Origin of the sequence: Frateuria sp., from assembly GCF_035695185.1 — a bacterium.
Taxonomy (GTDB): Bacteria; Pseudomonadota; Gammaproteobacteria; order Xanthomonadales; family Rhodanobacteraceae; genus Frateuria_A.
Window position 1 is genome coordinate 1 of sequence record NZ_DASSES010000029.1, and the last position, 26,125, is coordinate 26,125.

21 protein-coding genes are annotated in these 26,125 nt (G+C 70.6%); 11 read left to right on the forward strand and 10 right to left on the reverse strand.

Annotated elements, in window-relative coordinates; genetic code table 11:
- The 5 genes from uvrC to serC form a co-directional block, all read right to left on the reverse strand.
- A partial coding sequence (gene uvrC, locus VFH59_RS02055; protein ID WP_325163224.1) for an excinuclease ABC subunit UvrC occupies positions 1-1,559 on the reverse strand: 1,559 nt, incomplete at its 3' end.
- Positions 1,560-1,673: 114 nt separating this feature from the next.
- Positions 1,674-2,447, reverse strand: a complete 774-nt coding sequence (gene kdsB, locus VFH59_RS02060) for a 3-deoxy-manno-octulosonate cytidylyltransferase (RefSeq protein ID WP_325163225.1) — start codon at positions 2,445-2,447, stop codon at positions 1,674-1,676.
- Between the two features lie 190 nt (positions 2,448-2,637).
- Positions 2,638-3,963, reverse strand: coding sequence for a 3-phosphoshikimate 1-carboxyvinyltransferase (gene aroA, locus VFH59_RS02065; protein WP_325163226.1), 1,326 nt, complete (start codon positions 3,961-3,963; stop codon positions 2,638-2,640).
- Complete coding sequence (gene pheA, locus VFH59_RS02070) at positions 3,960-5,048, reverse strand: prephenate dehydratase (RefSeq protein ID WP_325163227.1); 1,089 nt, start codon at positions 5,046-5,048, stop codon at positions 3,960-3,962. The genes aroA and pheA overlap by 4 nt, the downstream gene beginning before the upstream one ends.
- A gap of 43 nt (positions 5,049-5,091) precedes the next feature.
- Positions 5,092-6,177 carry a 3-phosphoserine/phosphohydroxythreonine transaminase gene (gene serC / locus VFH59_RS02075; RefSeq protein WP_325163228.1) on the reverse strand — a complete coding sequence of 362 codons (1,086 nt, stop codon included), beginning with the start codon at positions 6,175-6,177 and terminating at the stop codon, positions 5,092-5,094.
- A 268-nt stretch (positions 6,178-6,445) separates the two neighbouring features.
- On the opposite strand from serC, the gene VFH59_RS02080 reads away from it, so the two are divergent.
- Positions 6,446-7,582 carry a GNAT family N-acetyltransferase gene (locus VFH59_RS02080; protein WP_325163229.1) on the forward strand — a complete coding sequence of 379 codons (1,137 nt, stop codon included), beginning with the start codon at positions 6,446-6,448 and terminating at the stop codon, positions 7,580-7,582.
- A complete protein-coding gene (gene aat / locus VFH59_RS02085; protein WP_325163230.1) occupies positions 7,579-8,301 on the forward strand; it encodes a leucyl/phenylalanyl-tRNA--protein transferase in 723 nt (240 codons plus the stop codon). The genes VFH59_RS02080 and aat overlap by 4 nt, the downstream gene beginning before the upstream one ends.
- Here the strand turns inward: aat and VFH59_RS02090 are convergent.
- The 3 genes from VFH59_RS02090 to VFH59_RS02100 form a co-directional block, all read right to left on the reverse strand.
- Positions 8,298-9,134 carry an HD-GYP domain-containing protein gene (locus VFH59_RS02090; protein ID WP_325163231.1) on the reverse strand — a complete coding sequence of 279 codons (837 nt, stop codon included), beginning with the start codon at positions 9,132-9,134 and terminating at the stop codon, positions 8,298-8,300. The two genes, aat and VFH59_RS02090, sit on opposite strands and share 4 nt — an antisense overlap.
- A 157-nt stretch (positions 9,135-9,291) precedes the next feature.
- A complete protein-coding gene (gene ispG, locus VFH59_RS02095; protein WP_325163232.1) occupies positions 9,292-10,551 on the reverse strand; it encodes a flavodoxin-dependent (E)-4-hydroxy-3-methylbut-2-enyl-diphosphate synthase in 1,260 nt (419 codons plus the stop codon).
- Positions 10,552-11,442: 891 nt separating this feature from the next.
- Positions 11,443-11,925 carry a hypothetical protein gene (locus VFH59_RS02100; RefSeq protein ID WP_325163233.1) on the reverse strand — a complete coding sequence of 161 codons (483 nt, stop codon included), beginning with the start codon at positions 11,923-11,925 and terminating at the stop codon, positions 11,443-11,445.
- On the opposite strand from VFH59_RS02100, the gene VFH59_RS02105 reads away from it, so the two are divergent.
- The gene (locus VFH59_RS02105) at positions 11,924-13,216 is read left to right on the forward strand and encodes an SDR family oxidoreductase (RefSeq protein WP_325163234.1); all 1,293 of its coding nucleotides are present in this window, start codon (positions 11,924-11,926) and stop codon (positions 13,214-13,216) included. The two genes, VFH59_RS02100 and VFH59_RS02105, sit on opposite strands and share 2 nt — an antisense overlap.
- On the forward strand, positions 13,216-13,683 hold the full coding sequence (locus VFH59_RS02110; protein ID WP_325163235.1) for a DUF2269 domain-containing protein: 468 nt from the start codon (positions 13,216-13,218) through the stop codon (positions 13,681-13,683). Before VFH59_RS02105 ends, VFH59_RS02110 begins: the two co-directional genes overlap by 1 nt.
- Here VFH59_RS02110 and VFH59_RS02115 read toward each other — a convergent pair.
- On the reverse strand, positions 13,667-15,628 hold the full coding sequence (locus VFH59_RS02115; protein ID WP_325163236.1) for an acetyl-CoA hydrolase/transferase C-terminal domain-containing protein: 1,962 nt from the start codon (positions 15,626-15,628) through the stop codon (positions 13,667-13,669). The genes VFH59_RS02110 and VFH59_RS02115 overlap by 17 nt on opposite strands.
- Before the next feature lie 82 nt (positions 15,629-15,710).
- Between VFH59_RS02115 and VFH59_RS02120 the strand changes: the two genes are divergently transcribed.
- The 3 genes from VFH59_RS02120 (at position 15,711) to VFH59_RS02130 (ending at position 20,168) form a co-directional block, all read left to right on the forward strand.
- Entirely contained in the window at positions 15,711-17,135 is a 1,425-nt protein-coding gene (locus tag VFH59_RS02120; protein ID WP_325163237.1) for a phospholipase D-like domain-containing protein, read from the forward strand.
- A gap of 128 nt (positions 17,136-17,263) precedes the next feature.
- On the forward strand, positions 17,264-18,619 hold the full coding sequence (xseA, locus tag VFH59_RS02125; RefSeq protein ID WP_325163238.1) for an exodeoxyribonuclease VII large subunit: 1,356 nt from the start codon (positions 17,264-17,266) through the stop codon (positions 18,617-18,619).
- Positions 18,620-18,734: 115 nt separating this feature from the next.
- Positions 18,735-20,168, forward strand: coding sequence for an aldehyde dehydrogenase family protein (locus VFH59_RS02130; RefSeq protein ID WP_325163239.1), 1,434 nt, complete (start codon positions 18,735-18,737; stop codon positions 20,166-20,168).
- Positions 20,169-20,171: 3 nt separating this feature from the next.
- On the opposite strand, the gene VFH59_RS02135 is transcribed toward VFH59_RS02130, so the two are convergent.
- Entirely contained in the window at positions 20,172-20,936 is a 765-nt protein-coding gene (locus VFH59_RS02135) for a YdcF family protein (protein WP_325163240.1), read from the reverse strand.
- Between the two features lie 161 nt (positions 20,937-21,097).
- On the opposite strand from VFH59_RS02135, the gene VFH59_RS02140 reads away from it, so the two are divergent.
- The 4 genes from VFH59_RS02140 to VFH59_RS02155 form a co-directional block, all read left to right on the forward strand.
- Positions 21,098-22,543 (forward strand): phospholipase, encoded by a 1,446-nt coding sequence (locus tag VFH59_RS02140; protein ID WP_325163241.1) that lies wholly within the window; start codon positions 21,098-21,100, stop codon positions 22,541-22,543.
- Between the two features lie 58 nt (positions 22,544-22,601).
- Complete coding sequence (locus VFH59_RS02145; RefSeq protein ID WP_325163242.1) at positions 22,602-23,204, forward strand: YigZ family protein; 603 nt, start codon at positions 22,602-22,604, stop codon at positions 23,202-23,204.
- Positions 23,205-23,676: 472 nt separating this feature from the next.
- Positions 23,677-25,671 carry an OPT family oligopeptide transporter gene (locus VFH59_RS02150; protein WP_325163243.1) on the forward strand — a complete coding sequence of 665 codons (1,995 nt, stop codon included), beginning with the start codon at positions 23,677-23,679 and terminating at the stop codon, positions 25,669-25,671.
- A 115-nt stretch (positions 25,672-25,786) separates the two neighbouring features.
- On the forward strand, positions 25,787-26,125 hold a 339-nt coding region (locus VFH59_RS02155; protein ID WP_325163244.1), incomplete at its 3' end, for an ABC transporter transmembrane domain-containing protein.

Here is a 26,125-nt window from a genome sequence, read left to right on the forward strand (position 1 = left end):
GATCCGGGATGGATCTCGCGACCGGAGTTGGCGAGCACCAGGGTTTCCTCGCCCGCGCGGCGTCCGGGCCCTTTGGCCACGCCCACCACCTGGATGCCGGCCACGCCCAGTTCAGCCAGCACGTCGAGCGCCTGCGCCACCTGCCCACCGCCGCCGTCGATCAGCAGCACGTCAGGCCTGGCGCCCTCGCCGGCCGCCACCTTGCGGAAGCGCCGGATGAGCGCCTGGTGCATCGCCGCGTAGTCGTCGCCGGGCGTGATACCGGCAATGTTGAAGCGCCGGTAGTGCGACTTCTCCGGCCCCTCCGGCCCGAACACCACGCAGGAAGCGACGGTCGCCTCGCCCATGGTGTGGCTGATGTCGAAGCACTCGATACGGCGCGGCGGAGCGGCCAGTTCGAGCAGTTTCTGCAGGTCCTCGAAGCGCGCACCGAGGGTCTGCCGGCTGGCCAGGCGCGAGGTCAGCGAAGCCTGTGCGTTGCGCTCGGCCATCTGCAGGAAGCGCGCGCGCTCGCCGCGAACGCTGGACTTGATCTCCACCGCGTGTCCCGCCTGTTCGCACAGCACCTGGGCGAGCAGGGCCTGGTCGGGAATCGCCTCGCCCAGGATGATCTCGCGCGGCACCGGCCGCTCCAGGTAGTACTGGGCAATGAATTGCGCCAGCACGTCGGCCGGCGAAGCGTCCAGCGCCAGGCGCGGGAAGAAATCGCGCGTGCCCAGGCTGATGCCGTTGCGGAAGAACAGCACGCTGACGCAGGCCATGCCGCCCTCGATGCGGCAGGCGACCACGTCCATGTCGGCGCTGGCGCCCTGCACGTGGTGCTGGGCCTGCAGCTTGCGCAATGCGGCGACCTGGTCGCGCAGGGCGGCGGCGCGCTCGAAGTTGAGCGCCATGGCCGCCTGCTCCATGGACGTGGCCAGTTCGTCGATCACCGCGCTGCTGCGCCCTTCGAGGAACATCTGTGCATGGCGCACGTCGGCGCGGTAGTCCTCGACCGAGACCAGCCCTACGCACGGCGCCGTGCAGCGGCCGATCTGGTGCTGCAGGCACGGCCGCGAGCGGTTGCGGAAGTAGCTGTCCTCGCACTGGCGAACCTTGAACAGCTTCTGCATCAGGTTGAGGCTTTCGCGTACCGCGAAGGCGCTGGGATACGGCCCGAAGAAGCGGCCCGGCAGGTTCTTCGCGCCGCGGTGGAAGGCCAGGCGCGGATAATCCTCGCCACCGGAAAGGTAGATGTACGGGTAGCTCTTGTCGTCGCGCAGCAGGATGTTGTAGCGCGGCTTGAGCGACTTGATCAGCTGCGACTCGAGCAGCAGCGCCTCGCCCTCGGTGCGCGTAACGGTGATTTCGCAGCGCGCGATCTGGGACACCATCGCGTTGATGCGCGGTTCCATTCTCGGCTTGAGGAAATAGCTGCCGACGCGCTTCTTCAGGTTGCCCGCCTTGCCGACGTACAACAGCTCGCCCTCGGCGTCGAAATAGCGGTAGACGCCGGGCGAGGTGGTCAGGGTGTGGACGAAAGCCTTGCCGTCGAACGGCGGCGTCTGGGGCGACTGCATGGGGCGATTCTAGCCGTTCCGGCAAGGGTCGCCGTGACCGGTTGCGGAACAGGCGGCGGGCCGGGCTTCAGCCGGCCGTCCGGTCGTTACCGGAGACGGGCGTGGCCCCGAGATTCAGGAATGCGTCGCCAGCCAGCGCTCCGCGCGCTCCACGTCCGCCTCCGTGTCGATCCCCGGCGGAAACGGTTCGGGCGTCAGCCGCACGGCGATCGGGAACCCATGTTCGAGCACGCGCAGCTGCTCGAGCGACTCGGCCTGTTCCAGCGGCGTGCGCGCCAGCCCGGTGTAGCGGCCGAGGAAGCCGGCGCGGTAGGCATAGATCCCGATGTGGCGCAGGAACGGCGTGCCTTCGGGCAGCGCGTCGCGGCTGCCGGCAAAGGCATCGCGCGCCCATGGCAGCGGCGCGCGGCTGAAGTAGAGCGCCCGCCCATGCGTGCCGCGCACCACCTTCACCACATTGGGATCGAACAGCTCGTGCGCGTCGGCGATCGGCGCAGCCAGCGTGGCCATCGGCGCATCGTCCTCGGCCAGCGCGCGCGCCACTTCGCGGATGCCGGCAGCCGGCGCGAAGGGCTCGTCACCCTGCAGGTTCACCACGATGGCGTCGTGCGCCCAGCCGTAGTGGCCGGCCACCTCGGCAAGACGGTCACTGCCCGAGGCGTGGTCGGCGCGGGTCATGCAGACGTCCACGCCCTGCCCGGCCAGCGCCCCGGCAACCCGCGCGTCGTCCACCGCCACCACCACCTGCCCCGCACCGGCCTGCAGTGCGCGCCGCGCGACGCGCACCACCATCGGCACGCCACCGATGGCGCGCAACGGCTTGGCCGGCAGGCGGGTGGAACCGTAGCGGGCGGGGATGGCGACGATGAAGGGCGGGACGGCGGACATGGCGTGGGCGCATTCGGAAAGCGGCGAGCCTAGCATCGGGCGCCCGGTCGAGCGCAACGCGCGCCCGCGAAAGGGGGCACGGAGGTCCGGGCGGGGCGTTGTGCGCCGCCCGGACTCCCCAGGGCGAGAGGGGCCAGGAGGTATCGGGCAAGGCCAACGACCGCTCGGTTTCTCTCCGGGGCGAGGGACGTCAGGCTTCCTCGAGCGCGAAGCCGCAGCCGTTGGCCAGTTCCACGAAGCCGGGGAAGGATGTCGCCACGTTGCGGCAGTCCGCGATGCGCACGCCCTCTTTCGCCAGCAGGCCCGCCACGGCGAAGCTCATCGCCACCCGATGATCGCCGTGGCTTTCGACGGTACCCGGAGCCAGCGTTCCGCCGGTGATGACGGCACCATCGGGCGTCTCCTCCACGCGCGCACCCAGCGCCCGCAGGCCCGCGGCCATGCTGGCGATGCGGTCGGATTCCTTCACCCGCAACTCGGCCGCGCCGCGGATCACGGTGGTCCCGTGCGCCGCCGCGGCGGCCACGAACAGCGCGGGAAACTCGTCGATCATGTCCGGCACCAACGCCTCCGGCAGCTCGATGCCATGCAGCGGCGCGTGGCGCACGCGCAGCTCGGCGACCGGTTCGCCACCGCTGCGGCGCTCGTCGAGCAACTCGATGTCGGCGCCCATCAACCGCAGTGCCTGCAGCAGGCCGGTGCGGCGGGGATTGAGGCCGACCGCGCGCAACAGCAGGTCCGAGCCGGGCACCAGGCTCGCCGCGACCAGGAAAAAGGCGGCCGAGGAGAAATCCGCCGGCACCCGCACGTCGGTCGCCCGCAGGGTGTGCCCTCCGCCCAGGCTGGCGTGGCCCGGGGCGAACACGACCGGCCAGCCGAACGCGACCAGCATGCGCTCGGTGTAGTCGCGGGTCGGATGGGGCTCGAGGATCTCGGTATCGCCCTCGGCGTACAGGCCGGCCAGCAGCAGCGCGGATTTCACCTGCGCGCTGGCCACCGGCAACTCGTAGCGGATGCCCTGCAGGCGCTGGTTGCCGTGGATGTGCAGCGGCGGCAGGCCATCGACGGTATCGATGCGCGCACCCATCTGCCCCAGCGGTTCGGTGACGCGGCGCATCGGTCGGCGCGAGAGCGACTCGTCGCCCACCAGCGTCGAGTCGAACGCCTGCCCTGCCAGCAGGCCGGCCAGCAGCCGCATGCCGGTGCCGGCGTTGCCGCAATCCAGCGGCCGGTCGATGCCGCGCAGGCCATGCAGGCCCACGCCGTGGACCCGCCGTTCGCCAGGTGCGGGGGTCTCGATCGACACGCCGAGCTGTGCGAGCACCGCGGCGGTGGCGCGGGTGTCCTCGCCTTCAAGGAAGCCGCTGATGCGCGAATCGCCTTCGGCCAGCGCGGCCAGCATCAGCGCGCGGTGCGACACGGACTTGTCGCCCGGCACCGTGAGCGTGCCCCGCAGTGGGCCGGCCGGGCGGCTGATCCAGTCCAGGCGCCCGGCCCCGCCGTTGACGCCGTTCACGGCAAGGCCACCGGGTAGGAGCCGAGCACGCGCACCTGCGTGGCGACCGGGCCCATGTCCTTCAACGCCGCCTGCAGCGGCGCGTCGTCGATATGGCCGGAGACGTCGATGAAGAACGCGTACTGCCACTTGCCCGTGTGCGCCGGGCGCGATTCGATCCGGTTCATGCTCACGCCGTGCCTGGCGAACGGGCTCAGCACGTCGTACAGCGCCCCGGGCTTGTCGTTGACGGTGATCAGCAGCGAAGTGCGGTCGTTGCCCGACGGCGGGAACAGCGAGCGGCCGATCACCAGGAAGCGGGTGGTGTTGTCGGCGCGGTCCTCGATGCCCTCGGCCAGCGGCTGGAGGCCATAGACCTTGCCGGCGGTCCTGCCGGCGATTGCCGCCGCGTCGTCGGCGTGCCGCGCCAGCCGAGCCGCCTCGGCATTGCTGCTCACCGCCACGCACTCGACGTCGGGCAAGTTGATGCGCAGCCAGGTCTTGCACTGTTGCAGCGACTGCGCATGTGCGAACACGCGGCGGATGGCGCCCGGTTCGGCGGCCCGGGACAGCAGGCACTGGTGCACGCGCAGCTCGATCTCGCCGCAGACGCGCGCCTCGGAGGTGAGGAACATGTCCAGCGTCACCTGGATCATGCCCTGCCCCGAGTTCTCTACCGGCACCACGCCGAAATCGGCGTGTCCGGCCGCGACCTCCTGGAACACCTCCTCGATGCTCCCCAGCGGCAGGCCATAGGCCGCATGACCGAAGTGCTTGCGCACCGCCTGCTCGCTGAAGGTCCCTTCGGGACCGAGGAAGCCGACCTTGAGCGGGTCTTCCTGCGCCAGGCACGAGGACATGATCTCGCGGAACAGCCGCACCATCTCCGTGTCGGACAGCGGCCCCTTGTTGCGGTCGACCACCATCCGCAGCACGTGCGCCTCGCGCTCGGGCCGGTAATAGTCGATCGCCGACAGCCCCTCGCCCTTGACCCGCGCGACCTCCTGCGCCCAGTTGGCGCGCTCGGAGATCAGCTCCTGGATCTGGCGGTCGATGCTGTCGATGCGCTCACGCACCTTGCCGAGCGATTCCTTGGGGTCGGTCATTGGGCTGTCCGGCGATAAGAGGGTTCAAACGTCAGGGTGGCGCTCAACCGTGGCGCCGGGCGAAGTCGCGCATGAAGACCACCAGCGACTCGACGGCCTCCAGCGGCACCGCGTTGTAGAGCGAGGCACGCATGCCGCCAAGCGCCTTGTGGCCCTTCAGCGCGAGCAGGCCGGCGGCCTCGGATTCGGCCAGGAAGGCCGCGTCGAGGTTGGCGTCGTGCAGGGTGAAAGGCACGTTCATGCGCGAGCGCGAAGCCGGCTCGACGGGGTTGCGATAGAAGCCACCCGAGCTGTCGATCGCCCCGTACAGCAAGGCCGCCTTGGCGCGGTTGCGCTCGCCCACGACGGCCAGGCCGCCCTGCCCCTTGAGCCACTGGAACGTCAGCCCGGCCAGGTACCAGCCGAAGGTATTTGGCGTGTTGAGCATCGAGCCGGCGGCGGCGTGCTCGGCGTAGCGGAAGATGCGCGCCATCGGCCGGCCCGGTCGCGCCAGCAGGTCGCGGCGGACGATCATCACCACCAGGCCCGAGGGGCCGATGTTCTTCTGGGCACCGGCATAGATCAGGCCGAAGCGACGCACGTCCAGCGGTCCTGACAGGATGCTGGAGGACATGTCCGCCACCAGCGGAACATCGCCGACCTCGGGAACGTCGTGGAATTCGACGCCGTGGATCGTCTCGTTGGGCGTATAGTGCACATAGGCAGCCTGCGGATCCAGGCGCCACTCCCGGCGGCCCGGCAGGTGCAGGTAGCCGTCGGCCTTGCTGCTGGCGGCCACGTTCACCCGCAGGTAGGGAGCCGCCTCGCTGGCGGCCTTCTCGCTCCAGTGCCCGCTCACGACGTAGTCGGCCGCCCCGTCGGGACCGGCCAGGTTCATCGGGATCTGCGCGAAGTGCTGGGTGGCGCCGCCCTGCAGGAACAGCACGGCGTAATCCTCGGGGATCCCGAGCAATTCGCGCAGGTCCGCTTCGGCCTGCCCGGCCATCGCGATGAAGCGCTTGCCACGGTGCGACTGTTCCATCACCGACGCACCGCTGCCCTGCCAGTCCAGCAGCTCGCGCTGCGCCTGTTCGAGCACCGCCTGCGGCAATGCCGCCGGCCCCGCACTGAAGTTCCAGACCCTGCCCACTGCACGCGTCCTCGCCAGGTGAGAAGGCATTATGGCGCGGCGCAACATAGCGCCGTCAAATGATCCGGCTGCCGCGTGGTGCATTCCCCTCCGGCCCCTCCCCGACGGACCGGAAGTGACACACACGTCGCTTCCGATGCTTCGCTTCGGCGGAGGTTCCGGCCGGGACCGGTGACCGGCGAACCGCACGGGCCGGCGTTTGGGTCCCCCTGCGCAAGTTCGCTAGTCTTGCCACTTGCATCCCCCTCCGCCCGCCCCCGCCAAGTCGATGCTCACCGCCCGCTTCCACCCTGCCATCGCCGAGCTTCCCGCGGCGACCTGGGATGCACTGCGGGCGGACGCCAACCCGTTCGTCTCGCACGCCTTCCTGCACGCCCTCGAGCGCACCGGCTGCATCCGGCCCGAGTGGGGCTGGCAGCCACACCATCTGGGCCTGTACGAAGGCGAACGGCTCGTGGCGGCCGCGCCGCTGTACCTGAAGGGCAACTCGCACGGGGAGTTCGTGTTCGACTGGAGCTGGGCCAGCGCCTGGGAGCGTGCCGGCGGCAGCTACTACCCGAAGCTGCTCAACGCCGTGCCGTACTCGCCGGTGCCAGGACCACGGCTGCTTGCGGGCAGGGATGCGCAGGCACCGCGACTGCGGCAGGCGCTGGTGCGGGCGATGCAGGCGGAGACCGACCGCCTGCGCCTGTCCTCGGCGCATGCCAACTTCCTCCAGGAGGAGGCACTCGATGCCTTCGGCGGCGACTGGCTCGCGCGTTCCGACGTCCAGTTCCACTGGCACAACCACGGTTACCGGGACTTCGACGAGTTCCTCGGCACGCTGAGGGCCAAGAAGCGCAAGAACATCCGCCAGGAGCGCGCGCAGGTACGCGCCTGCGGCCTGGACATCCGCATGTGCGACGGCGCGAGCCTGAACACGGAAGCCTGGCGCCGCATCCACGCGCTCTACGAGGCAACCTTCGACGCCAAGGGCAACCACGCCGCGCTGACGCCGGCCTTCTTCCAGGCCCTGGCCGGCCTGGGCGACACCGTCCAGCTGGCCTGCGCGATGGACGATGGACGCATCGAAGCGATGGCCCTGTTCCTGCAGGGCGGCGGCGCCCTCTATGGCCGCTACTGGGGCGCCCGGGTGGAGGTGCCCGGACTGCATTTCGAGCTGTGCTACTACCGCGGCATCGAGCACGCGATCGCCCGCGGACTCACGCGCTTCGAACCCGGGGCGCAGGGCGAGCACAAGCTCGCGCGTGGCTTCGTGCCGGTGCGGACGCATTCGCGCCACTACCTCGCCCACCCGCAGTTCCGCCGGGCCGTGCGCGAGGCCTTGGTCCACGAGGCGCACGCCATGGACGACTACGTGGCCGAGCTGGCCGCGCACGCCCCCTACGCCGAGGCCTGCCGGTGATCCGCCTGCCGCTGCTCGATCCGGTATCGCCCGAACATTTTCCGGACCCGCGCCTCGCGCTGGCCGAACCCAACGGCCTGCTGGCCTTCGGCGGCGACCTCTCGCCGCGTCGACTGCTGGCGGCCTACCAGCGCGGCATCTTCCCCTGGTTCAACCCCGGCGAGCCGATCCTGTGGTGGTCGCCCGACCCGCGCTGCGTGTTCGACACGGACAGGCTCCGCGCCAACCGCAGCCTGCGCCGGACGCTGGCCGGCAAGGACTGGCGGGTGAGCGTGGACGAGGCATTCGTGCCGGTGATGCGTGCCTGCGCCGCGCCGCGGGCGGGCCAGGACGGCACCTGGATCGGCCAGTCGATCGTCGCTGCCTACGCCTCGTTGCACACGCAGGGCCACGCGCACAGCGTGGAGGTCTGGGACGGCGAGGCGCTGGTCGGTGGGGTCTACGGCGTGAGCGTCGGGCGGCTGTTCTGCGGTGAATCGATGTTCAGCGGGCACAGCGGCGGCTCGAAGGTTGCCCTGGTGGCGTTGGCGGCACTGCTGCGCGAATGGGGCTTCCCGCTGCTCGATGCGCAGGTCAGCAATCCGCACCTGCTCGGCCTGGGCGCACGCGAAATGCCGCGCGATGCCTTCCTCGCCCAGGTGCGGACGCTGGTTGCGCAGCCGTTCGAGTCGGCGCACTGGCGCAAGGTCGCGCCACGGCCGGCGGCCGATTACCTCTAGGCCGGCGCCAGCTCCGGCGAGGGCGTCGGGTGGGCCATGCCCAGCGCCTTGATGTCCGGATAGTTGGCCAGGAACAGCTCGACCAGCCGCGGATCGAGCTGGCTGCCGGCGGCCTGGCGAAGGTAGGCGAGCACCTCCTCCTCCGGCCACGCGGGCTTGTACACACGCGGGAAGCTCAATGCATCCCACACGTCCACCACGCTGAAAACGCGCGCGGACAGCGGAATTTCCTCGCCGCGAAGTCCTCGCGGGTAGCCGCCACCGTCCCAGCGCTCGTGGTGCGCATACGGGATGTCGATGGCACTGCGCAGGAAATCGACCTGCTCCATCAGCTCACGTCCGATGTCGGGGTGCCGGCGCATGTGCGCCATCTCGTCCTCGTCGAGTTTGCCGGGCTTGATCAGGATGGCATCGGGAATGGCGAGCTTGCCAATGTCGTGCAGCAGCGCGCCGAACTTCACCGACAGCAACGCCTCGCCGTGCAGGCCCGCCAGGCGCGCCAGGCCGACCGCCATGCGCATGACCCGGTCGGAATGGTCGCGGGTTTCCTTGTGCCGGATATCCATCGCGGAAACCAGCACGCGCAGGGCCTGCTCGTTGCCGCGCACCAGCTGGCGGTTGGTCGCCGCCAGGCGCCTGAGGTCCCTGCCGATCATCCAGTAGAGCACCAGGCCGGTCAGCGCCACGAAAAACCAGCCCTTGGCGCTCTGCGCCCAGGTCAGTTGCGCCGGATCGTGCACCAGCGCCCCGAGCGCGCGATCGGAGAACCAGATCCACAGGGATGCCAGCGCGACGTACAGGAACGCAATGCGGAACTGCGGGCTGATCGACACGCCGGGACTCCCTGCACGAACGGCAGGGCGCATTCTTCCCTGCCGTGAAGGGCAAGTCGACAGACTGTCCCCCGGCTGTACGCCCGAATGTCAAACGCGTGATCCAGCGCACATCCTGGCGAATCCGAACCGGAACCCGAATTCGGCGGGGGGCGCCTCAGGCGGTGCGCCCGGCGTACTTGCGCGCCACGTAGTCGTCCAGGATGCCGACGAATTCCCGGGCGATGTTGTCGCCGCGCAGGGTCATGGCCTTTTCGCCGTCGATGAACACCGGCGCCGAGGGCGCCTCCCCGTTGCCGGGAAGCGAGATGCCGATGTTGGCGTGCTTGGACTCGCCCGGTCCGTTCACCACGCACCCCATCACCGCCAGGGTGAGGTTCTCGACCCCGTCGTACATCACGCGCCACTCGGGCATCTTCGCGCGAACGTGGTCCTGCACGGTGCGGGCCAGCTCCTGGAAGAACTCGCTGGTGGTGCGTCCGCAACCCGGGCAGGCGGTGACCAGCGGCGTGAACGCGCGCAGGCCCATGGTCTGCAGCAGTTCCTGCGCGACGATCACCTCCTGCGTCCGCGAGCCGCCCGGCTCCGGCGTCAGCGAGATCCGGATGGTGTCGCCGATACCTTCCTGCAGCAGCACGGCCAGCGCCGCGGCCGAGGCGGTGATGCCCTTGGAGCCCATGCCGGCCTCGGTCAGGCCCAGGTGCAGTGCATAGTCGCAGCGCGCCGCCAGGTCACGGTAGACCGCGATCAGTTCCTGCACCCCGGAGACCTTGCAGGACAGGATGATGCGCTCCCGCGGCAGGCCGATCTGCTCGGCCCGTGCTGCGGAATCCAGCGCCGAGCGGATCAGCGCCTCGCGGGCGACCACGCCGGCATCCCATGGCTCGGCGCGCCGTGCGTTCTCGTCCATCAGCGTGGCGACCATCCCCTGGTCGAGCGACCCCCAGTTCGCACCGATGCGCACAGGCTTGCCGTACTGGATGGCCTTTTCGATGATCGAGGCGAACTGGCTGTCCTTCTTCTTGCCGAAGCCGACGTTGCCCGGGTTGATGCGGTATTTCGCCAGCACCTCGGCGCAGGCCGGCTCGGCCTCCAGCAACTGGTGCCCGTTGTAGTGGAAGTCCCCCACGATCGGCACGTCCACGCCCATCATCGCCAGCCGCTCGGCGATGCGTGGCACCGCCGCCGCGGCGGCCGGCGTGTTCACCGTGATGCGCACGACTTCCGAGCCCGCGCGGGCCAGCTCGGCGATCTGCTTCGCGGTGCTGGCCGGATCCTCGGTGTCGGTGTTGGTCATCGACTGCACCACGATCGGCGCACCGCCGCCCACCATCACCTTGCCCACACGCACGCCGACGCTGGGGCGGCGCATCGCCGGGCCGGCCGGGCGCGGCTGCTGGGAAACGGACTCACTCATAGCTCGACATCGGCATCACGCCGCACGGGCTGCGGCAATGCACAAGAATACCACTCGGGACGTGCGCCTTTGGCTCCCTCTCCCTTCCGGGGAGAGGGTTGGGGTGAGGGGGCGGGGCTGCTCGTGGGGAGGCCTGAGCGGGCGTTGCCTTGTCTGTCGCTCTTGCATGGCATTTCCGCGACTGGGCTCGCCTGCGGCGGGCTTCCGATCGCCTGACGGCGCTCGGGTCACTTTTCTTTGCGGGCCCAAAGAAAAGAAACGGCCTGGTTCAGCCCGGTGTGGCGAAAGAGCTGGGCGCCTCTTCGCTTTGACAGGTGGGTCGCTCGCTCTTGGAGGAGCTGCAGCCGCTTTGCCGCGGGCGCTCGGGAGTTGAGGCGAGGGAGGCATGCGGCAGGTTTGACGGCATTGGCTGTCGCGCGACCTCCCGCGTGGGTGGGAAAGAGAGTGAGGGCTGGTGGGTGACCCACCCGCAAGTGGTCCTCAGTCCACCAGCAGGTCATCAGACAAAATCACAATGCGTCTGCTGGACAAGCAGCGCGGCGTACCACACGCAGCGCATAACCCTCCCTTGCCTCCGCTCCCGAGCGCCCGCGGTGAAGCGGCTGCAGCTCCTCTATGAGCAAGAGCCCCGCCGCCAGGGCGTCTTGGCACCTGGCTCTCTTCTGGCCCCGGGACGAGCCAGGCCCTTTCTTTGGGTTACTTTTCTTTGGGCCAGCAAAGAAAAGTGGCTCGAGCGCCGTCAGGCGATCGAAAGCCCGCCGCAGGCGAGCCAAATTGCGGAAGCGCCACGCAAGAGCGACAGACAAGGCAACGCCTGCCCAGGCCCTCCCCGCGAGCCCCGACCCCTCACCCCAACCCTCACCCCGGTGGGGAGAGGGAGCAAAAAGCGCGTCAGCGAACATAGCGGCGGCGCGCGAAGGCCCCGGCGAACAGGCCCGCGCCGAAGGCGACGTACACCACCGCGATCGACGTGTGCCCGATGTGCCGCTCGAAGCCCGGGCGGAAGCGCGGCGGCGTGATCGTGTAATCGACCACGCAGGCCGCCGTCGCCACCGCCGCCGCGCGGGCAGCCGACACCCGCGGAGATGCTGGGCGGCGCAGGCACCAGGCTTCATAGATGCCGGCCCACAGCAGCGAGCTGAAGTGGTGCACCAGGTAGCCGACCGCCGTGTAGCGCCAGCTCGGCCGGGTATGCCGCTTTGCCCGTCGCCCCCAGAACCACTGGCTGGCCGCATTCACCCCGGCGAACGGCGCGCGCGCTTCGCATGCACTACACGCGGCCACCACCACGCTCGAAAGCACCGCGGCGACGGCGCCGCTGAGGTTGGTGCGGGCGATCCATGAGGGCTGCAGGCGCGCGAGCGGCGTGGGCATGACGGAAGGCTCCGGCGGGGACGGGAAGCGCGTGCTCGTGCTGGGCGCCGAGGGACTGATCGGCCGTGCCGTGTGCGACGCACTGCAGGCGGCCGGGCATCGCCCCGTGCGCGGGATCCGGCACAGGCAGGGTAGCGGCGGCGCGGGTGTAGACCTCGTGGAGGTGGACTTCGCACAGGACACGCATCCGGCCGACTGGCTGCCCCGGCTGGCCGGCATCGATGCGGTGGTCAACGCGGTGGGAATCTTTGCCGAACACGGCGCACAGACGTTCCGGCGTATCCACACGCAGGCGCCGCGCGCGTTGTTCGCGGCCTGCCGCGAGGCGGGCATCACGCGGGTGGTGCAGGTCTCGGCGCTGGGCGCCGACGAGCACGCGGCCAGCCGCTTCCATCGCAGCAAGCGCGCCGGCGACGCGTCGCTGCACGCGATGGTGCCCAGCGGCACCGTATTGCAACCTTCGCTGGTGTTCGGCCCGGGCGGCGCGAGCAGCCGCATGTTGCTGATGCTCGCCTGGCTGCCGCTGGTCGTGCTGCCCGGCCGCGGGCGCCAGCGGATCCAGCCGATCCACGTGAGCGACGTGGCCGAACTGGTGGTGCGCCTGCTGGAGGATGACGCCCGTCCGGCCCGCCTGGCCGCGGTCGGACCGCAGGCGCTGTCGCTGGCGCACTACCTGGCGGTGCTGCGCCATGCGCTGGGTGGCGGACGCCTGCGCGTACTCGGCATTCCCACCGTGTGGCTGCAGCGCTTCGGGCGCCTCGGCGGGCCCTGGGTCAATGGCGAGGCCCTCGCCATGCTCGAGCGCGGCAACACGGCGGACGCCTCCCCGGCCACCCGCTGGCTGGGCCATCCGCCGCGGCCGCCGCGGCAGTTCCTGTCGCGCATCGATGCGGCCGACCTGCGCGTGCTGCTCGCCTGGCGCGCCTGGTCCGTCGCCGGCCGCACCGCCGTGGGCCTGGTGTGGCTGGCCACGGCGGCGCTTTCGTTCGGCATCTATCCCGTCGCAGGCAGCCTCGCCCTGCTCGCCCGCGTCGGGCTGCATGGCCCGGTGGCGTACGCCGCGCTCTATGGCGGCGCACTGCTCGACCTGGCCCTGGGCGTGGCCACGCTGGTGTTCCGGGGCCGTGCGCTGCGGCTCACCTACCTGGCACAGGTCGCGCTCATCCTTTCCTACACGGCCATCATCACGGTCGCCCTGCCGGCGTTCTGGCTGCACCCGTTCGGGCCGATCCTGAAGAACCTGCCGATGCTGGCGCTGATCGGCGCGCTGTACGCGACCGAGCGGCGCTGATGGACTACCTGGTCGCCAAGTGGCTGCACGTGCTCTCCTCCACGCTGCTGTTCGGCACAGGCATCGGCAGCGCGTTCTACCTGCTGGTCGCGAGCCTGCACCAGGACGCGCGCGTGGTGGCGGTGGTGGCGCGATGGGTGGTGATCGCCGACTGGCTGTTCACCGCGACGACGGTCGTGTTCCAGCCCGCGAGCGGCTTCTGGATGGTGCACTGGGCGAGGCTTCCCTGGCGCAGCGGCTGGATTGGCTGGTCGACGCTGCTGTATGCGCTGGCGGTCGCCTGCTGGCTGCCGGTGCTGGTGCTGCAGGTGCGCATGCGCGACCTGGCGACCGGCGCGGCGGCCCAAGCCCGGCCGCTGCCTGCGGCGTACTGGCGCGCCTTCCGGCTCTGGGTGGCGCTGGGCGTGCCGGCCTTCGTCGCCTTCGTGGCGGTGTTCTACCTGATGGTGGTCAAGCCACCCCTGTAGGCTGCCGCGAACGTCGCAGCGCGGCGAGGACGAGGCGACGCTGGAGGCGATCGCCGATACGCCCGGGGCTGGCCAGTTGCATGCGTTCGAGCGCAGCCCCCTCGCCCGCCACCGGTGCGCCCGGTCGCGCGAGGGCCCGGGCCAGGGCCAGGCGGCCCCGCCAGGTCGCGCTCCGCTCCTTCAGCCAGGCCAGCGCGGGCAGCAATTGCTGTTCCACTCCGGAGAAATCGCTGCCGAACGGGAATGCCGGCAGCAGCCCCGCGCGCTGGAGAGGTGCCAGCGCCTTGGCCAGGCACTCCGGTCGGTGGCGACGCCAGGCCTCGGGAATGCGGAACCCGGGAGCGAGCTTGCCGTTGGCCTTGGCCTCGGCCGCCAGCGCGTCGAGGAAGCGCGCGTCGCAGATCGACAGCATCGCCTCGATGCATTCGCTGTCGCTCTTGCCACGCAGGTCGGCGGCGCCGTACTCGGTCACCACGATGTCGCGCAGGTGGCGCGGGATGGTCACGTGGCCGTAGTTGAAGCGGATGTTGGTGCGCACCTCGCCACCCTCGCGGCGGGTCGAGCGCAACAGCAGGATCGAGCGGCCGTCGTCCAGTTCGTGCGCCATCGCCACGAAGTTGTACTGGCCGCCGACACCACTGACCACCTGGCCGTCCTCGAGTGCGTCGGACACGGCATCGCCCAGCAGCGTGGCCATCATGCAGGTATTGAAGAAGCGCGCGCCGCGGCGCTGCAAGGCGGCCAGCGGCTGGTGGTCGCCGTAAAGCTGGTTGACGTTGGACACCGGGCACATGTCGATCGCATCGGGATCGGCCGCCTCGGTGGCGTCGAGCCACTCGTAGAGCTCCCGGCTGCCCAGGAAGAACGCCCCGCGCAGGTAGTGCCCGCCGGGCGTGGCGGGGTTGAGCCGGCCGGCGACCGACGCCTTCTCCAGCGCCAGGTTGTCCCAGCTGCGGCGCTTCAGGATGCCGGCGCGTGCCAGGTGCATGAAGCCGTCCATCACCATCTCGCTGGCGCCGTACAACCCGGTCTCGAACGGCTCCAGCCCGCCGATCCGCCGGGCCAGCGCCAGGGTCGGGCTCTCGCCGCCGAGCGCACGCAGGCCGTCGCGCCAGGCGGTGTTGTCCTGCTGGCGCAGCAGCAGGCTCCTGACCAGCGCGTCCGACAACGCCCCGATGCCGATCTGCAGGCACCCGCCGTCCCGGACCAGCGCGCTGGCATGCAGACCGATCGCATACTCGGCCACATCCACTGGCGTACGCGGCAGCGCGAACAGGCGCGGTGACTGCGGCGGGACCAATTCCAGATCGAAGAAGTCCCCCGGCACTTCCGCATGTCCGCTCAGGTACGGCAGGTCCGGATGGACCACGGCCACGCACAGGGGCCGCGGCTTGCCGGCGCGGACGCATTGGGCCAGGAAGTCCAGCGTCAGGTCCGGGTTGCAGGAGAGGCTGTAGCGCGTGCCTGCGGGCGTCTCCCGCCGAGCCACCAGTTGCACCAGCAGGTTGACGTCCTGCAACGCCAGGTCGCGCGCCACGTGGGTGTAGTTCTGGCTGATGTAGTCCCGTTGCGCCCGCGGTGCGTGCAGCAGGGCGCCGGACTGCAGGTAGAACTCGTGCACGGCCACGTTGGCCGGCAGCGCGTGGTGCCGCTCGGCCAGGGCGTACTCCAGGTCCTCGTAGTCGGCGCCGAAGTGGCGTTCCAGGAACGGCCCGAGGAAGCGCCGTTGCAGCCCCGCCCCGGGCTGCGGCCGGGTCAGCGAAAGCGCGGTGTAGAGACGCAGCGAACGGGCCGGATCGGCGACGGTCAGCCGGTACAGTGCGTTGAGCAGGCCATGCGGCTTGCCCAGCCCCAGCGGCGCGGCGACACAAAGATGCGGCCCCAGCCGGTCGGCGATGAGGTGTGCGCAGGCGGCAGTGTCGTCGAGGCGCATCGCGGGAGGCATGTCCCGATCATGGCAGAAGCCAAGCGGGGCGCGCATCGTCCCGCGACGTCCGGCGGACAGCCCTTGTCCTACACTCGCGGCCATGGCGACGACTCCGCTGATCCCCTCCGCGCCCAGCCGCTTCCTGGCCGAACAGGCACTGAGCCGCGCTGCCGGTGCGCCGCTGATCGGCGGCAATGCAGTCGATCTCCTGATCGACGCACAGGCGCACTACGACGCCTGGTTGGCCGCGATCCGCGCCGCCAGCCAGCGCATCCTGCTGGAGAACTACCTGATCAGCGACGACGTGGTCGGCCGCGCCTTCCGCGATGCCCTGGTCGAGCGCGCGCGGGCCGGCGTGAGAGTGGCGGTGGTGTGCGACTGGCTCGGCTGCCTGGGCCAGTCCGGCCGCGCCTTCTGGCAGCCGCTGCGCCGCGCCGGCGGCGAGGTGCGCGTATTCAACCCGCCGCAGTTGGGCAAGCCGTTCGGCTGGATCACCCGCGACCACCGCAAGCTGCTGGTGGTCGACGGCCACCTGGGCTTCCTTTCCGGCGTCTGCATCAGCGCGCGCTGGCTCGGCAACGCGGCGCGCGGCGTGCCGCCGTGGCGCGATACCGGGGTGACGCTGCGCGGCCCGGCGGTCGCCGAACTGGAACAGGCCTTCGCCCAGAGCTGGGCGAGCCTGGGCAAGCCGCTGGTGCTACCGGTGCCCGAGGACAAGACCGCCGGCGAGATCGCCCTGCGCGTGATCGCCACCCAGCCCTCCACGGCCGGCATGTACCGGCTGGACCAGCAGGTTGCCGCGATGGCGCGCCGCACACTGTGGATCACCGACGCCTACTTCGTCGGCATGGCGCCCTACGTGCAGGCACTGGCCTCGGCCGCCCGCGACGGCGTGGACGTGCGCCTGCTGGTGCCGGGCACCAGCGACATTCCGCTGGTCGCCGGCCTGTCGCGCTCGGGCTACCGGCCGTTGCTCAAGGCGGGTATCCGCGTGTTCGAGTGGAACGGCTCGATGCTGCATGCCAAGACGGCGGTGGCCGACGGCCAGTGGGCACGCGTGGGTTCGTCCAACCTCAACATCGCCAGCTGGCTGGGCAACCGCGAGATCGACGTGGCAGTGGAAGACAGCGGTTTCGCCCGCCAGTTGGCCGAGCAGTACGAGCGCGACCTGACCAACGCCACCGAGATCGTCCTCGCGCCGCGCCGGCGCCGGCCGCACATCTCGCGGGTGAAGAGCAGCACCGAGCGCCCGCCGCGCCCCAGGCGTCCCGGCGGCAGCACCAGCCGGGCCGCGGCGGGTGCGCTGCGCATCGCCAATACCGTCGGTGCCGCGCTGACCGACCGCCGCGTGCTGGGCGACACCGCCCGCGGCCCGCTGCTGGCCGGTATCGCCGTGCTGACGGTGCTGGCGTCGGTGTCGCTGGTCTGGCCCAGGGCCGTGAGCTGGCCGATCGCGGTGCTGTCGGCCTGGTTTGCGCTGAACCTGGCGATCCGCGTGTGGCGGTTGCGGCGGCGCGGGGAATAGCGCCGGCCGGCTTTTCGCGCCCGAAGCCGGTCGCCGGGATTCCACACTCGTACGCACTTGAGGCTCCGCCTGCACTTGTCCGCCCAAGCGCATGTTGGACAAGCGCTTCGTGATAGGCTCGAGGGTCCATGCGCACCCCCGACCACTCCGCGGCCCCGCCGCGCAATATCCTCACCCCGAGCACGCTCAACCGGCTGGTGCGCGGACTGCTGGAGGACGCGCTGCCGCTGGTGTGGATCGAGGGCGAGCTTTGCAATGTGTCGCGTCCGGCCTCCGGGCACCTGTACTTCACCCTGAAGGATGCCGGCGCTCAGGTGCGCGCGGCGATGTTCAAGCCCAAGAGCAGCTGGCTGCGCTTCAGGCCGGCCGACGGCATGCACGTGCTGGTGCGTGCACGGGTCGGGCTGTACGAGCCGCGCGGCGAGTTCCAGCTGGTCGCCGAGCACATGGAACTGGCCGGCGAAGGCGCGCTGCGACGCGAGTTCGAGCGGCTCAAGGCGCAGCTGGACGCCGAAGGCCTGTTCGAGCCATCGCGCAAGCGTCCCCTGCCCCGGTTTGCCCGACGCATCGGCGTGATCACCTCGGCCACGGGCGCAGCGGTCCGCGACGTGCTGAGCGTGCTGCGCCGGCGCTGGCCGCTGGTCGAGGTCGAGGTGCTGCCGGTGCCGGTGCAGGGTCGCGAGGCGCCGCCGGCGATCGTGGCGATGCTGCGCAAGGCCTCGGCCTCGGGGCGCCACGATGTGCTGTTGCTGACCCGCGGTGGCGGCTCGCTGGAAGACCTGATGGCCTTCAGCGATGAAGCCGTCGCCCGCGCCGTGCATGCCAGCGTGGTCCCGGTGGTGAGCGCGGTGGGTCACGAGATCGATTTTTCCATCGCCGACTTTGTCGCCGACCTGCGCGCCGCCACGCCTTCGGCGGCCGCCGAGCTGCTGGTGCCCGATGCGCTGGCGCAGCGTCGCCATCTCGGCCAGCTGGCGCAGCGCCTGCGGTTGCTGCAAGGCCGTCGCCTGCAGCAGCAGACCCAACGCCTGGACCACCTGTTCGCCCGGCTCCAGGCGCAGCGGCCGCAGGCACGGCTGGCGCGCGACCGCGAGCGGCTCGTGCAATTGCACCGCCGCCTGCTGGCGGCGCTGCGCGAGCAGGTCCGCACCCGCGGCACGCGGCTCGACCGCCTGCACGCGCGCCTGCTCGCGCAGCATCCGCGCCAACGCCTGCAACTGCTGCAGCGGCGCCTGGCCGAGCGCGAGCGCTCGCTGCAGCAATGCATGGGCCATCGCCTGGAGCGTGCCCGCCTGACGCTGCGCCAGTCCGCCCGTGCGCTGCAGGCCGTCAGCCCGCTGGCCACGCTGGAACGCGGCTATGCGATCGTGTTCGACAGCGAGGGCCGGGTGCTGCGGGCGGCAAAGGATGCACCGCCGGGCAGCTCCCTGCGCGCGCGACTGGCCGAAGGCGAGCTTTCGCTCGAGGTCACCGGCAACTCGTAGGGCCGGCGCCATTACTACCTGTCGGTGCGCCCATGGGGCCCGGCCACCGACCATCCGGCTCACGCATCGGCAACGCGATCGGCGGCACCCTGCCCTGGCCCTTCAGGAGACGTCCATGCTCGAGAAGACCTACCCCTACTACCTCGCCAACCGCCCGCAGCACCCCAACGCCGACCTCGAGGTGCGCGACAAGTACAGCGGCAAGGTGGCCACCCGCGTCGCCGTCCCCGACGCCCGGGCGATCGAGAAAGCCATTGCCGCGGCCGTGAAGGCGACCGCGCCGATGCGCGCCTTCAAGCCCTGGGCACGGCAGGCCGTACTGGAGCATTGCGTGGCGCGCTTCGAGCAGCGCCGCGACGAACTGGCGATGGCGCTGTGCGTGGAGGCCGGCAAGCCGATCAAGGATGCCGCCGGCGAGGTCACGCGGCTGATCGAAACCTTCCGGATCGCCGCCGCCGAAGCCGTGCGCATCGACGGCGAGATGCTCAACCTGGAACTCGCGCCGCGCCTGGACGGGTACCACGGCTACACGCGCCGCGTGCCGGTCGGCCCGGTGTCCTTCATCACGCCGTTCAACTTCCCGCTCAACCTGGTCGCGCACAAGGTGGCTCCGGCGATCGCCGCCGGCTGCCCGTTCGTGCTCAAGCCCTCGGAGAAGACCCCGATCGGCGCGCTGATCATCGGCCAGGTGCTGGCCGAGACCGACCTGCCCAAGGGGGCCTTCTCGATCCTGCCGGTCGGCGGCGCGGAGGCCTCGCCGCTGGTCGAGGACGAACGCTTCAAGCTGCTCTCCTTCACCGGCGGGCAGATCGGCTGGGACCTGAAGGCGCGCGCCGGGCGCAAGAAGGTCGTGCTGGAGCTGGGTGGAAACGCCGCCTGCATCGTCGATGCCGACCAGGGCGACAGGCTCGACACCATCGTCCAGCGGCTGGTGTTCGGGGCGTTCTACCAGTCCGGCCAGAGCTGTATCGGCGTGCAGCGGATCTACGCGCACGCCTCGCTCTACGAAGCGCTGAAGAAGAAGCTGGTCGCCGCGACGAAGAAGCTGAAGTCGGGCGATCCGAAGAAGAAGGACGTATTCATCGGCCCGATGATCGACGAGGCCGCCGCCGAGCGCCTGCACGGCTGGATCGAGGAAGCCCGCCGCGGTGGCGCGAAGCTGCTCTGCGGCGGCAGGCGCCAGGGCAACATGCTGGAGGCGACCCTGATGGAGGACGTGCCGCGCGATGCCAGGGCCAACCGCCTGGAAGCCTTCGGCCCGTTCGCCCTGCTCGCCCCGTTCGACACCCTGGACGAGGCGATCGCGCTGGCCAACGACTCCGACTACGGCCTGCAGGCCGGCATCTTCACCGACCGGCTGGAGCACGCCATGCGCGCATGGGACGAGCTGGAACAGGGTGGCGTGATCGTCAACGACGTGCCGAGCTTCCGCGTCGACAACATGCCTTACGGCGGCATCAAGCTGTCCGGTTTCGGCCGTGAGGGCGTGCGCTATGCGATCGAGGACATGAGCGAGGTGCGGTTGATGGTGATGCGGCGACGGGACTGAGGATCAGCCCGTCGTGCCCTCGTCCTCCGGCGGCACCTGGGTCCGCCCGCGCCATGCGTACCAGTGGTAGAGCACCATGCCGACATATTCGTGCAGGGCCGCGTTGGTGACGTACAGGTTGTACACGCTGGGCAATGGCGTCCACACCCCGCGCAGGTAGTCCGCCCGCACCGGCGTCACCTTGATGCCGAAGTGCTCGAACGAAAACACCGCGCGCCGCAGGTGGTGCGCCGAGGTCACCAGCCATACCCGGTCGGCGCCGATCTGCTCGAGCAAGCCGCGTGCATACATCGCGTTGCCCCAGGTGTTGAGGCTGTGCTTTTCCAGCACCATCGCCTGCCGCGGCACGCCCAGCTGCATCAGCGTGCGCTTGTAGGTGCGCGCCAGCGGCTCGCCGGTGTGCTCCGCGTCGCCGCCGGTGACCAGCACGGTGCAGCGTGCGCCGGACGCGCGGCAATCGCGGTAGAGCACCACCGTCTCGGCGATGCGCGAATAGGCGGAGTAGCCCGGTTCCAGCGGCCCGCCCGGTGGATAGGTCGATCCGGCGGTGAGCAGCACGATCGCGTTGGAGGGCGCCCAGTCCAGCGCCGGCCGCTGTGCGTAGGGCGACTGCCACACCCGCAGCAGCAGCTTGGGCAAGGCTCCGCAGCCAGCCGCGACCAGCAGCGCCAGCGCCAGCGCGATGCCGGCGAGCCGCAGCCTTCGCCAGCCCTGCCGGCCGGCCAGCCAGGCGAACCCGAACAACACGATCAGCAGATACAGGACCATCGACGCTCCCCGACACGGTCGAGTCCGGCATTATGCCGGGCCGGACATGAGCGCCATGCAGACATCGGGGTGCCGGTGTCGGGCGCCAGGACAGGCCGTCGTGCCCGGGGGCGCCTGCGGAGGCTGCTACGCTCCGTGTCACCCCGGGGAGGCCGCGCCGCATGAGCACGCTCGTTTTCGTCCACGGCTGGAGCGTGACCAGCACGGCGACCTACGGCGCCATGCCACGGCGCGTGCAGGAAGCCGCCGGCGCCGCCGGGCTGGCGCTGACGATCCACGACATCCGCCTTTCCGAGTACGTGAGCTTCGACGACGCGGTGACCATGGGCGACCTGGTGCGCGCATTCGACCACGCGCTGCGCGACCTGCACCTGTCCACCGGCAGCTTCGCCTGCATCACCCACTCCACCGGTGGCCCGGTGGTGCGCGAATGGCTGCGCGCGCAGCGCGACACGCCCGACCGTTACAGCACCCTCCGGCTCAGCCACCTGGTGATGCTGGCGCCGGCCAACTTCGGCTCCGCGCTGGCCAGGCTCGGCAAGGGCACGCTGGGCAGGCTCAAGGCCTGGTTCAACGGCGTGGAACCTGGCCAGCGCATCCTCGACTGGTTGCAACTGGGCAGCGCCGCCTCGCTTTCGCTCAACCTCGACCACATCCACGGCGCGGACCCGGTCGCGCGCGGCCAGTTCCTGTTCGTCCTTACCGGCGACCGGCCGGACCGCGCGCTCTACGACCACCTGAACAGCTACACCGGCGAGGACGGCTCCGACGGCGTGGTGCGCATCGCCTCGGCTAACCTCAACGCCCGCCACGCCGTGCTCGCGGCAGCCGGCCCCGCCCGTGGCGCCGCGGCCGACCGGCTCTCGCTCAGCCTGCAGCGTGGCCCGCGCTGCGCCTTCAAGCTGATCGCCGGCGCCGCGCACTCGGGCGGCGAGCAGGGCATCCTCACCGCCGCCGCGCCGGCCACGGTCGAGGCCACCGTGCGCTGCCTGGCCGTCAACGATGCGGGCGCCTACGCCGCCCTGTGCGATGCCTTCGACACCGAAAACGCCGCCCGCGACGCCCTCAAGGTGGAACTGGAGCCGGCCGGCCCGTTCGCCCCGCGCGTGCACATCCACGACCCGCGCAGCATGCTGGTCCTGCCCCTGGCCGACGACACCGGAGAGCCGCTCAGCGGGGCCGGCTTCCTGCTCACCGCCGGCCCGGAGGCGAGCCTGGACCAGTTGCCCGCCGGCTTCCTGGATGACCGCCAGGCCAACCCGGCGGATCCCTGCACCGTCACCCTGTTCCTCAACCACGCGTTGCTCGCCGGCGACCCCCGCGTGCCCGACCCGCGCAGCCCGCGCCGTACCCTGCGCCCGGCGGTGGCCAGCCATCGACCCTACGGCGCGCGCGTGCAGCCGGCGGACCTGGCCGGACTGGTGCACCACGCACTGGCCGCCAGCGCCCCGGACGAGGACCTGTTCGCCATGCTGGGCCCGCACCAGACCACCGTGCTCGACGTGGTACTGCCACGACGCATCCACCAGGGCGTGTTCCGCCTGACGCGGGACCTCTCGCCGCACGACTTCCGCCACCCCGAGCCCGGCCCGGTGATCGGCGACTGAAGCGGGAGTGCCAGGCAGGCGTGCTACCGTGCCGGCGTTTTCGTGATCCCCGCCCCGCATGTCCGAAACCCTGCACGTCCTCGTCGCCGCCTGCCGGCACGCCCAGGACATCCGCAAGAGTCGCTTCCTCGCGCAGGCCGCGCCGGTGCCGTCCGCGGGCCAGGCGATGGCGTTCCTCCAGCGGGTCGCCGATCCGGCCGCCACCCACAATTGCTGGGCCTACCGCGTCGGCCAGGATTACCGTTTCAACGACGATGGCGAACCCGGCGGTACGGCCGGGCGGCCGATCCTGCAGGCCATCGAGGGTGCCGGCGTGGACCGCGTGATGGTGGTGGTGACGCGCTGGTACGGCGGCATCAAGCTGGGTGCCGGCGGCCTGGTGCGCGCCTACGGCGGCACCGCGGCCGAATGCCTGCGCCTGGCCGAGCGCGTGCCGCTGGTGGCGATGGCGCGGCTGTCCGTGCACTGCCCCTTCGCTGACCTGGCCCTGCTCAAGGCCCGCTGCCCCGGCTGGCAGGCGCGCATCGAGCACGAGAGCTTCGACCCCGAAGGCGCCACGCTGGAACTGGAGCTGCCGGCCGACCAGCTGGACGAAGCCTGCGCCCGCATCGTCGACCTCACCCGCGGCCATGCCCGCCTGCGCAAGGTGCCGCTTGCGTAGGAAGACTTTCGTTGCCGCTTGACCCTTTCGTCGACGCTCCGTTTCACCTCCCACACCCCAGGGATATCCGCCGATGAACATCCTGCATGGCCTGCTGCTCGCGCTGTTCGGATGCTGGCACCGCCCGCCTTCGCGGTGCAGGACCCGGCCGCCGGGCTCGAAGCGATCCGGGCCCCTTCCCGACGGCCTGCGCGTCCACCTGCCGCAGCCCTGACCGCAGCTGGATCACCCCCTCCCCTGCTCGCAGGGGAGGGCTGGGGTGGGGTGCCCTGGTGCCTGCGCCGCGCCCGCCGTTGAACCCGGCCGTTCCTCTGAGCGTCCCTCCAACCTCCCCCTGCAAGCAGGGGGAGGAGCCAAGTGCATGGTCAGGGGGTGAGATCACGTTATGCTCCCCACCGCGGCCTGCCGGGGAGCGGTCGCGAGGGGCGCGCCGTGGGCGCGCAGGGGAACCAACCAGAACGGAACCGTTTTTGTGACTGCCCAATCCCAAGGCGCCAAGCGCACCGAATTCACCCTACGCGGCCTGGTCATCGGCATCGTGATCACCGTGGTGTTCACCGCGGCCAACGTGTTCTTCGGCCTGAAGGCCGGTCTGACCTTCGCCACCTCGATCCCGGCGGCGGTGATCTCGATGGCGATCCTGCGGGCGATGAAGAACTCGACCATGCAGGAGAACAACATCGTGCAGACGGTGGCCTCGGCCGCCGGCACACTATCCTCGATCATCTTCGTGCTCCCAGGGCTGATCATCATCGGGTGGTGGAACGGCTTCCCGTTCTGGATGTCCTTTGGCATCTGCGCCACCGGCGGCATCCTGGGCGTGATGTACACGATCCCGCTGCGCCGCGCCCTGGTCACCGATTCGGACCTGCCCTACCCCGAAGGCGTGGCCTGCGCCGAGGTGCTCAAGGTTGGCTCGAGCAATTCGCAGGAGGCGGCCGAGTCGGTCGAGTCCGGCGGTGCCGGTCTCAAGGCGGTGATCGTGGGGTCGGTCGTGTCGGCGGTGTTCTACGTGATCATCAAGACCCGGGTGTTCGCCGAGGCGGTCTCGGACTACTTCCGGATCGGCGATCGCGGCGCGGCCACCGGTTTCGACTTCAGCCTGTCGTTCGCACTGTTCGCCGTCGGCCACCTGGTCGGCCTGTGGGTCGGCGTGGCCATGCTCGTCGGCGCGCTGATCGGTTGGGGCTGGGCGGTGCCGCACTTCCTGCTGCTGCATCCGGAAGCCGGTTCGGCGGCGGATGCCGCGCAGGCGACATGGAGCCACTACGTGCGCTTCGTCGGCGCCGGCACCATCGGTGTGGCGGCGATCTGGACGCTGGCCAAGCTGGTCAAGCCGGTGGTCGGTGGCCTGACCGGGGCCATGGCCGCCTCGCGGATGCGCAAGGCGGGCCAGCTGGCGACGCTGCCGCGCACCGAGCATGACATCCCGATCGGCGTGGTCGGCTTGGTCACGCTGGCCTGCATGGTGCCGGTGGCCTGGCTGCTGGGGCATTTCGCCAACGTCAGCGGCCTGGGCTCGCACACCGCGCTGCTGGTGATCGGCGGCGTGCTGTTCGTGCTGATCCTGAGCTTCCTGGTGTCGGCGGTGTGCGGCTACATGGCCGGCCTGATCGGCTCGTCCAACAGTCCGCTGTCGGGCATCGGCATCCTGGTGGTGATCATCGCCGCGTTGCTGCTGGTGCTGGGCGTCAAGGCGATGATGCCGGCCGACGCCGGCAAGGCGCTGGTGGCCTTTGCGCTGTTCATCACCGCGATCGTGTTCGCGGTGGCCTCGATCGCCAACAACAACCTGCAGGACCTCAAGACCGGCCAACTGGTGGACGCCACCCCGTCCCTGCAGCAGTGGGCGCTGGTGATCGGCGTGATCGCCGGCGCGGTAGTGATCCCGCCGGTGCTGGACCTGCTCAACCAGGCCTACGGCTTCCTCGGCGCGCCCGGCGTCGATCCCGCCCGCGCCTTGCCGGCGCCGCAGGCTGGCCTGATCTCGGCGCTGGCCCAGGGCGTGATCACCGGCAACATCGACTGGAGCCTGATCACCATCGGTGCGGCGATCGGCGTCGCGCTGATCGTGGTGGACGAGCTGCTGGTCCGCACCAGCCGCGCGCGCCTGCCCCCGCTGGCCGTGGGCCTCGGCATCTACCTGCCCACCTCGACCACGCTGATGGTGGTGGTCGGTGCGCTGGTTGGCGCCTGGTTCGACAGGCGCGCCGACCGTCGACCCAACGGCGAGGCGACCAAGCAGTTGGGCGTGCTGCTCGCCTCCGGCCTGATCGTGGGCGAGAGCCTGCTGGGCGTGGTGGTGGCCGCGATCGTGGCGATCTCGGGCAAGCAGACCCCGCTGGCGCTGGTCGGCGACGGCTTCGAGACGCCCGCGATCTGGATCGGCGGCATCGTGTTCGTCGCCTGCATCGTGGTGCTGTACCGCTGGATCGCCCGCATGGGCCGCGCCACCGCATCACCGTAAAGCGGCCCCTCCCCGCCCTGCCGGGGAGGGACGCCTTCATTCGATTCCGGCACCTGGCTTGGGGCGGCCTCCCGCCGCCCCCACCTCGAAGGGCTCCCCCTGACCAGGCGCCTCGATGAGCGACTCCACGCCCCCCGGCAAGCCCGCCCGCCGTATCGGTGCGCTGCGCCAGCTGTGGCCTTTCCTCAGGCCACACAAGGCGCTGGCAATCGGCTGGCTGGTGTTCCTGGGACTGTCCTCCGGCTCGACCCTGGTGTTGCCGATGGCGGTGCGGCACATGATCGATGCCGGCTTCGGACATGCCAGTGGCGACACCATCAACCGCACCTTCCTCGGGCTGTTCGCCGTGGCGCTGGTGCTCGCCTTCGCCACCGCGGCGCGCTACTTCTGCATCACCCTGCTGGGCGAGCGCTCGCTGGCGGCGCTGCGCGCGAAGCTGTACGCCCACGTTATC